The sequence below is a fragment of the Pseudomonas sp. 05T35 genome, assembly GCF_056396605.1.
In genome coordinates this window covers 1-9,197 of the sequence record NZ_JBFTLU010000317.1, presented here as the reverse complement: position 1 = coordinate 9,197, position 9,197 = coordinate 1, and the positions used below count along the sequence as shown (strand labels likewise).

The following is a 9,197-nucleotide window of genomic DNA, read 5'->3' as shown; positions in this document are numbered from 1 at the left end:
GGCCTGATAAGCTCGCGGCTTTATTCGATTGCCCTTTAGGCGCATGAACAAGGAAATAGCATGAAACAGCATCGGTTGGCGGCGGCGGTGGCCCTGGTTAGCCTGGTACTTGCGGGTTGTGACTCGCAGTCCAGCGTCGAGCTGAAAACCCCGGCGCAAAAAGCTTCCTACGGTATTGGCCTGAACATGGGCAAGAGCCTGGCTCAGGAAGGCATGGATGACCTGGATTCCAAAGCCGTGGCCCAAGGCATCGAAGATGCCGTTGGCAAGAAAGAACAGAAACTGAAGGATGACGAACTGGTCGAAGCTTTCGCTGCGCTGCAAAAGCGCGCTGAAGAGCGTCTGGCCAAGATGAGCGAAGAGTCGGCAGCTGCCGGCAAGAAATTCCTCGAAGACAACGCGAAGAAGCCGGGTGTCGTTACTACTGCTTCGGGTCTGCAGTACGAAGTGGTCAAGAAAGCCGATGGCCCACAGCCTAAGCCGACTGACGTAGTGACTGTTCACTACACTGGCAAGCTGACCAACGGCACCGTATTCGACAGTTCCGTCGAGCGCGGCAGCCCGATCGATCTGCCGGTTAGCGGCGTGATCCCGGGTTGGGTCGAAGGTCTGCAGCTGATGCATGTTGGCGAGAAGTACAAACTGTACATCCCTAGCGATCTGGCCTACGGCGCACAAAGCCCTAGCCCGGCAATCCCGGCCAATTCGGTGCTGGTATTCGACCTGGAACTGCTGGCGATCAAAGATCCGGCAAAACAAGACGCCGCCAAGTAATCAGCGTCTGCTATAAAAACAACGCCCCGTTCATGCGGGGCGTTGTTGCATCTGGCGTTCAGTGGTCGACAATTCAAGCGAACGGACGCGGTGGAGTGGAGTCACAGCATTGAGGGTGCCACAGCTAAACGCAGTAGGTTGCCAAGTCAATGAAATATTGGGTTTTTTTATGTGAGTAAAAAACGCCCGATCTGAGCTTAGCCCTTGTAGGACGTGGCCTTCAGGCGTGAAAAGCGGCTCTGTTCACAAGGTTATCCACAATTTGTGTGGATAACATTTCAGCGGGAGAAATGATGAAAGCACCTTGGAACTTCGCTCGATTTCTACCTTTGGCGGGAAGGTTGCTCAGTCGTGGGCGATTACCGGCCCTGTTGTTTGCCGTAGCCAGAAAAGGGGCGAGCCAGGGTAATCGTTTGGGCAAGCTTAAAGACGACCTGCGATTACTGCAGGCATTGTGCCTGGCGTACTGGCGCGGTGAGTATCGGGACATCAGTCGCAAATCGATGCTGACAGTGGTGGCGGGGCTGATGTACTTCCTCAGCCCGCTCGACGCGATCCCGGATTTCATCCCGGTATTTGGCATGCTCGATGACATCGCCGTACTGGCCTGGGTAATGAAAACCCTTGATGACGAACTGAATGCTTTCCGTGCCTGGCGCGACCGTCAGCAGCCGGAAAAGCTCGCGGTCGTGGAGCGCTTGCCTGATACGCCGGAGCAATTACAACTGCAAGGCCCGAAAAAAACCTGAGTTGAATCAGGTTCATCCACAGATTGATCGCCCCTCGCGACCTTATCGGCTGTTAGGATTACACTTCTAAGGAAAAGTGCTGACTCGCTAAGTGTTGTTGTCCTACGGGGTAGTCATGGATATTCAGATAATTGCACGTGATGGCGAACCCGAATATGCGGTTCTAACGTGGGCTCAGTATCAAKCGTTATTGAAAGCAGCAGGCGTCACTGAACAACCACCGCGTGAAGCGACAGTCCGTCACGCGGCCACAGCAGACCAGGTTCTTCCAGGTCTGGATCAACTACGCAGTTTGCGCGAAGGGAAGGGCATCGCCATTGAGGCGCTGGCCCGCACGGTAGGCATCAGCCCGTCTTACCTGGCCTTGATCGAAAGTGGCGAGCGTCAACCTGACGCAGCGATTCGCCGCAGCCTGGCCTGGGAACTGACGGTGCCGGGATGGAGGGATGAATCGTGAGCGTACGCATCAGTCGTCAACATTGGGACGGTTTAATCGGCGAGCTGGATCAGGCCCGTCGTCAGCGGCATCTTCTGACTTATCGCGCTTTGYTTGAGCGTTTGCAGTTGCCGAGCCCGGCCATGCAAACCCTGACTGCCGCGCTTGAGCACCTGGCGGCGCTGGATGCACGGGCCGAGCAGCCGCTGCGCAGTTCGCTGGTCATCAGCCAGGGCGCCAGCCGTCTGCCGCGCACCGGGTTCTTCGAATGCGTCGAGCGGCTGGGGCGTTTCTCCGGGCCTTCCGATGGCGTGGCTGCCGCGTCCTGGCATGCCTCGGAAGTGGTGCGGGTATTTGAGTACGAATACCCCGAATCTGCGGAGGCCTGAATGCTCTGGCGACTCAAGGCCCGTGCCAGTTACTGGCTGGCACGCAGGCTGTTTCATTGGTCATGGTTTGTCCGCCAGCCACGTGGCTGGAGCTGGCTTGAAGGTCAGTTCGCGCGCATGGCGAATCTCGGTGATGTCGGTGCGCAAAGCTTCTATGGCCACATCCTGACGTTCCGTGGCCAGGGTCTCGGTGCCCGTGAAGAGGGCGTACGTTTGTTGCGCCTTGCCGCATTGGCGGGGGACGCAAAAGCGGCCTATCAGGTCGGCGTGATCAGCCTTGCCGGAACACCGAGCAAGGCCCCTGACGCTGCCGAGGCGGCGCGCTGGTGGCAGATGGCGGCCAAGGCCGGACATCCGCTGGCCGAGATCAAGCTCAAGGAACTGGCGTCGCGTGATGCTTGACGGCCACTCTCGCACTGGCTGATCCGGTTTGCCGGCGATCTTGGATAAGCCACTTTCCTACAGGCGTTTATAAAGTAATCGCCCATCAAGCAGTGCCCGTTCTGCTTGATTGAGCCATTCCCTTCGCTTTAACGAAATGCCCTACATCATCCTCCGTTTGTCCTGACTTCATTCCCCGCTCCATCCCCGCACAGTCTCGCGTCCCACTGCGACCGCGAAGATTGCGAATGCTCGATCCCAAAAAACTGCAGGCCTTGAACACTGCCATTGGCCATCTGGTCATTGCTGCGTTGAACCCGAAAAATCCGGATATTGAGGCCGTCTTCAATGACTTTCGGCACTGCCTCAGCGACTACGATTCCTGGGCCGAAAGTTTCTGGACGGGCGCTGCGCTGGATGTCGGGCAGGTGTTCAAGGTCGGCAACGACGTCAGCCTCAGCGCCCCGAAAAACTCGACCACACCGATCAGTGCCATCGTTGCGTCCTGTCCGGCCGGCGGATCGTTGACCCTGGTGCACATGTTCGAGGCGGCGCGTTTTGTGCCGATCGGCAATACCCCGGTGATGCTCGAAGCATTGATCGACGGGCCGGGAGGGGATGAGGTGATCGGTGAGCCGGTCCACGCAGTTATCGGCCCCAGCGGCATCCTCGAAGTCCCCGAATGCTGGCGTGGCCAGCGGCACCGAATCACTTTTTACCCCAACGTCTCTCGAGACCACGTCAAGGCGCTCTACGCCTCTTATCAAACCACCATTACAGAGCTTGAAGACTGGCTGCGAAGCGAGTGGACGAACGAGTTTCAACCGTTGTGGGCAAGCTTTTCACAAAGCGGGTTTATCGAGCGCTACAACGCGTTGCAGCATGCAGATCAACGGGGTGTTGAAAGCGCCTTGCTCGACCTCTGGGATGACATTCAGCAGCTCTATCACTTGCTGGCCGACCTGCAAGCCAACAGTGAAAAACTCCTTGAGTACATGACCCAAGCCGAGCTCGAAACCCTGCTCAACGCCTCCACAGAGGCGATTGCCAAAGTGCTGGGGAAGATCAAGTCGCAGCGTGCTCGACAGTGGCTGGCAGCCTTGAGCATCCGGCTGGCGCAAGTGTCGAGCAATCAGCGTTTCAGCAGTCACGCCGATGCGCTCAAGCCGCTGATGGTGAGTGCCCGGAAGGCGCTGCTCGCGCCAACACCCCGAGGGCCGCTGAAGATTACCCCCGGAGAAGCGCCGGCCCTTTACGTGAAAAACCCTGCGGCCATCGCCCGCGACAAGCCTGGGCCCAAGACCAGCCTGAGCAAGCAGGAGCATCACGACAACGCCCCGGATCAGGCGAAAAACCCCAACGGCGACAGCGCCGATTCGGCAGATAAAACCGCGACCCACAGCTGCCCGGTGTCGATGGTCACTGGCGAAGAACTGCTGACCCTCACCGATGGCGAGCTCGACGGTGTGCTGCCATTCGCCTTCACCCGGTTGTACCGCACCAGCGCGGTGGAAATCGATAGCGGATTGGGCTTTGGCTGGAGCCACTCGTTGGCGCACCGCCTGGAAATCGACGGCGACAACGTCGTCTGGATCGACCACGAAAACCGTCGCACACGCTTTCCGGGACCCAGCACCGAGCGTCCGGCGATCCACAACAGTTTGTCCCGTGCCGCGATTTATCTGGGTGACGACGCCGATGAACTGATCCTCGCCCAGGCCGGTGAGACGACACGGTTCTACCATTTTTGCGACGGTAATCTCACGGCCATCAGCGACCCTTACAACAACCGTCTACGCATCACCCGCGATCGCCAGGCGCGGATCAAACGTCTGGACAACGGCGCGGGTCGCGCCTTGCTGTTGTGTTACGACCGGCGACATCTGATCGCCGTCGACTATCAAGTCTATCGCGCAGCGGCGAATCCCGATGAGGCTTGGCACACCGAGCAAACGCTGGCCGCCTATCGCTATGACGACTGCCATCGACTGATCGAAGCCACCAACGCCGCTGGCGAAAGCGAGCGTTACGACTACGACAATCAGGCAGTGATTCTCCAGCGGCAACTGGCCGGCGGCGCGAGTTTTTTCTGGGAGTGGGAGCGCGAGGGAAAAGCCGCCCGGTGCGTGCGGCACTGGGCGAGTTTTGCGCAGATGGACGCACGTTATGTCTGGGACGATAACGGTAGCGTCACGGTGCACAACGCCGATGGCAGCCAAGAGGTCTACGTCCACGACCAACAGGCGCGACTGGTGCGCRGGGTCGAGCCGGAGGGTGCCGAACACCTGAAGGCTTACGACGATAACGGTCAGTTGGTGGCCGAGAAAGATCCTCTCGGCGGTGTCACCCAATACACCTATGACGACGCCGGGCGGTTGCTGGCGGTCATTCCGCCAGAAGACGAACCGACTTACTACGAGTATCACAACGGTTTCGTTCGAGTGATGCGTCGGGGCAAGGCGCGTTGGAAGTACCAGCGAAACATCCAGGGCGATATCACCGAACAGATCGACCCAGATGGGCACATCACCCATTACCAGTACGATGATCGAGGGCGACTGCTGTCGATCCGCTATCCGGATAACAGTTGTCACCTCCTTGTCTGGAACCACCTCGGGCAACTGACCGAAGAGCAACTGCCGGACGGTGGTCGGCGGTGTTTCGCTTACGACGCATTGGGCCGGCTAAGCCGTCGTCAGGACGCACACGGTGCGGTCACCCGGTATCAATGGGACGTTCTTGGCCGGCTGATTCAGACCACCTTGCCTGGAGGTGTCACCCGCGCCTTCAGCTACAACGCCTACGGCAAACTCATCGCCGAACGCGATGAGTCGGGCCAGGTCACGCGCTACGAATACGCCGACGATCTGCACCTGGTCAGCTGTCGGATCAATGCCGACGGCAGCCAGCTGCGCTATCGCTACGACAACGCACGGCTGTTGCTCAGCGAAATCGAAAACGAGGTGGGCGAAAAGTACCAGTTGGCGTACGGCGCCAATGGACTGATCGAGCAAGAAACCGGTTTTGATGGTCGGCGCACCGCGTACCGCTATGACCTCAACGGCCATCTGCTGGAGAAAACCGAATTTGGCGATGATGGCTCAACGCTGATCACCGCTTACCAGCGCGATGCGGCGGGGCGCTTGCTGGTCAAGACCTTGCCCGATGGCCTGAAGGTCGACTATCGCTACGACAGCCTTGGTCGTCTGGTCAGCGTCGATGACGGTCGCGACCACCCCTTGGAGTTCGAGTACGACCAGCAAGACCGACTGATCACTGAGCATCAGGGTTGGGGCACCCTGCGTTATCGCTACAACGCTTGCGGTCAACTCGATCACCTGCGCCTGCCGGACAACAGCACCCTCGACTACCACCACGCCAAGGGCGGGGCGCTGACGGCCATCGATCTCAATGGCACGCGGCTGACCACGCACGTCTTTGACGCGGGACGCGAGCGGCAACGCCAGCAGGGCCAATTGCTCAGTCGGTATCACTACGATGAGCAGGGTCGATTGCACGCCCACGCGGTTTCTCATGCTGAGCAGCCACGCCATCGCCGCGATTACGCCTACAGCGCCAACGGCAACCTCGACTTCATCGCCGACAGTCGTCACGGCCAGCGCAACTATCGTTACGATCTGCTGAACCGCCTGGTTCGTGTCCGCCACTCTCGCGATCCACAACAGGAAAGCTTCGCCCATGACCCGGCCGGCAACCTGCAGATGCACGATCGCCCGGGCCTGGCGACGATCAAAGGCAACCGCCTGCTGCTGCAAGGCGACCGCCATTACGACTACGACGCCTTCGGCAACCTGATCTTTGAGMGCCGCGGCACCGCACAAAAACTCGTCACCGAATACCGCTACGACTGCCAGCACCGGTTGATCGGCGTGACACTGCCGGATGGCAGAACCGCCAGCTACCGCTATGACGCCTTCGGTCGGCGCATCGGCAAAACCGTCGATGGCCACACCACCGAGTTCTTCTGGCAAGGCGACAACCTCGTCGCCGAAAGCAGCAAAAAACACTACCGCAGCTACCTCTACGAACCCGGCAGCTTCCGCCCGTTGGCCATGCTCGACGGCAAAGGCCCGCGCAAGGCCTGCCCGTTCTACTACCAACTCGACCACCTCGGCACCCCGCAGGAACTGACGGATTACAGCGGCGAAATCGTCTGGTCGGCGACCTACAAGGCCTACGGAAAACTCGCCAGCCTGAAGCACTTCGGCGAAGAACAGCTTGAGCAGCCGTTGCGCTTTCAGGGGCAGTATTTCGATGCTGAATCAKGTCTGCACTACAACCGACATCGCTACTACAATCCGGATATTGGCCGCTACCTGACGCCGGATCCGAGCAAGCTGGCGGGTGGGTTAAACGGGTATCAGTACACCCCGAATCCGACGGGGTGGGTTGATCCGCTGGGGTTGAATGACTGCCCGGGGGCAGGTAAGTGCAAGAAGCCCGGTGAGGCGGAGGATCCGGCGGGGAAGGCCTCGGTAGACAGAGGTGAACCAAAACCGCCAAAAGGCGAAGGTGATTATCTATATCGCGGAGACGAACGAGAACCCGATGATGTGTTTAAAAATGGATTCAAGAGCAAAGGGAAAAGCAAAGATTTATTTCTTCATTCAATGGATAGCGATTATCCGCCTAGCAACTTTATTAGTACCTCTACCTCAAGGGATGTGGGGAAGAAATTTGCTACGAATGACAATACAAAGGTAGGGTATTTGTATACCCTGCGAAKAATTCCAGGTCATGATTTAAAAAAAGAATTGGGGGCGGATTATCTGTTTGGTGCAGAGAAAGAAATCGCAATACCCTCTAGAATCAAGGGTGAGGATGTTCTTGGTGCAACGCTGATCATAGACAACGGTCGCGAGTTCGGATATTCCATACCTAATCCAAATAGGAAGATAAAAGAATGAGCTCTACAATCATTGTGGATATAGTTGTTGGTGTTAATGGTAGTAAGGAAGATGCTCAGCTTATCTGTGATAAAAAGAAAATAACGATAGAGCTATTAATGCGTAACGGCTATCGCAAGAGCTATTCTGATCATGATTTTTACAAGTGTTTTGCGAAGGTTAGAGAAGATCATCCTGATATTGTTTTTTACTGTAAGGGGGCGAAAGTTAATGTTCATACGTCGAGTATGTCTTCTCAGATGTCACTTGGTTTGAAAGCCTATGAGCTGGCTTTAGGGAAAACGCCTTCGCTAGATGATGTTGTATATATATTTGATTATGCTGAAGGTGAACTCACGAATGATTATAGTGTTCAGAGAGAGTTTTATATGCGCTGGATAAAGTCAGAGAAGCCCATTGATGGCGAGTGAGCTTTATTTAACGACTTTATGTTTATGAGGTCGGCGCTTTCATTCGCCGGCTTGTCAGCAGTGAGAGCGTTATGTGTGATGGTGTTGTTGGGTAAATCAACGGTCAGTTCATTTCTCTCGCCGCTAAACAGTTTGAGCTTGCTTCGCCATCCCCAAACTATCAATCACATAAATACTCCCCCCCTGCACATTCTTCGCATGATGCTTGGCCTGTGAGGCCATTTCCGCCAGTTGGCTGGCGTCGAGTTGTCCACAGGCCTGCGGGTGTAAATGCACCACGCCAATCGACAGCGACAGCAGCGCAAACTCCTGGCGGACGCCCTGACGATTGGGCGCGATGAAGCAGCCGGCTTCCAGGTGTTCGCTGCGGTAGAAACGTCGGCATTGGCTGTGGAAGTCCTCGAGCAACTGGTTCAGGCGCTTGCGCCAGTCTTCCGGGCCGAGGACCAGCAGGAAGTCATCGCCGCCGATGTGGCCGACGAAGTCGCGGCTGGGGTCGACGCGGTCGTTCAGGCATTGCGCCAGGCACAGCAGGACTTCGTCACCACGGCCGTAGCCGTAGATATCGTTAAAAGGCTTGAAGCTGTCGATGTCGACGTAGCAGATCACCGACTCGCGGCTCTGCTGTAACAGCCGGGTCAGGCACTGCTGGATCGGCACGTTGCCCGGCAACAGGGTCAGCGGGTTGGCGTAGCGGGCCTGTTGGATTTTCAGTTCGGTAATCAGTTTGAGCACATCGATCACCCGACCCAGGCCGAGATAGCCGCCGTTGAGGGTGATGATGAAGTCCTCTTCGATGCGCTGCCGAGCGCGGCTGGTGATCAGCCGGCTGACCTGTTGCAGCGACTGGCTGAGCTCGACGGCGAGGAAGTCATCGCTCATTAGCCGGCTAATCGGCTTGCGCGCGAACAGATCGGTGGCAAACGGCTTGAGCAGTGCATCGGACAGCGAATGACGGTGGACGATGCCACAGGGCTGACCGAGTTCGTCGAGCACTGCCAGCGAGTTCAGGTTGGCCTGACGACGGAAGGCTTCCAGCACGTCAGCGGTAGGGGTATCGCGGTCCACCGCCGGATGTTCGTTGAGCAGGGCGCTGAGGTCACTGCCTTCATCGTTGAGCACCAGTGCGC

General features: G+C 57.5%; 8 protein-coding genes. 7 read left to right on the top strand and 1 reads right to left on the bottom strand.

The genetic code is table 11. The annotated features are described in order from the left end of the window. Positions 1-60 precede the first annotated feature (60 nt). The 7 genes from AC1DH9_RS21395 (at position 61) to AC1DH9_RS21365 (ending at position 8,067) form a co-directional block, all read left to right on the top strand. Positions 61-774, top strand: a complete 714-nt coding sequence (locus AC1DH9_RS21395; RefSeq protein WP_427530414.1) for an FKBP-type peptidyl-prolyl cis-trans isomerase — start codon at positions 61-63, stop codon at positions 772-774. Between the two features lie 293 nt (positions 775-1,067). Beyond that, the gene (locus tag AC1DH9_RS21390) at positions 1,068-1,523 is read left to right on the top strand and encodes a YkvA family protein (RefSeq protein ID WP_427530416.1); all 456 of its coding nucleotides are present in this window, start codon (positions 1,068-1,070) and stop codon (positions 1,521-1,523) included. 115 nt (positions 1,524-1,638) lie between these two features. Further along, on the top strand, positions 1,639-1,980 hold the full coding sequence (locus AC1DH9_RS21385; protein ID WP_477808742.1) for a helix-turn-helix domain-containing protein: 342 nt from the start codon (positions 1,639-1,641) through the stop codon (positions 1,978-1,980). Beyond that, complete coding sequence (locus AC1DH9_RS21380; protein WP_477808741.1) at positions 1,977-2,348, top strand: hypothetical protein; 372 nt, start codon at positions 1,977-1,979, stop codon at positions 2,346-2,348. Before AC1DH9_RS21385 ends, AC1DH9_RS21380 begins: the two co-directional genes overlap by 4 nt. Then, a complete protein-coding gene (locus tag AC1DH9_RS21375) occupies positions 2,349-2,750 on the top strand; it encodes an SEL1-like repeat protein (RefSeq protein WP_054593529.1) in 402 nt (133 codons plus the stop codon). 227 nt (positions 2,751-2,977) lie between these two features. After that, on the top strand, positions 2,978-7,657 hold the full coding sequence (locus AC1DH9_RS21370) for an RHS repeat-associated core domain-containing protein (RefSeq protein WP_477808740.1): 4,680 nt from the start codon (positions 2,978-2,980) through the stop codon (positions 7,655-7,657). Beyond that, on the top strand, positions 7,654-8,067 hold the full coding sequence (locus AC1DH9_RS21365; protein ID WP_427541579.1) for a hypothetical protein: 414 nt from the start codon (positions 7,654-7,656) through the stop codon (positions 8,065-8,067). Before AC1DH9_RS21370 ends, AC1DH9_RS21365 begins: the two co-directional genes overlap by 4 nt. Positions 8,068-8,190: 123 nt before the next feature. Here AC1DH9_RS21365 and AC1DH9_RS21360 read toward each other — a convergent pair. Further along, positions 8,191-9,197: GGDEF domain-containing protein (locus tag AC1DH9_RS21360; RefSeq protein WP_477808739.1), on the bottom strand; the 1,007-nt coding region annotated here is incomplete at its 5' end.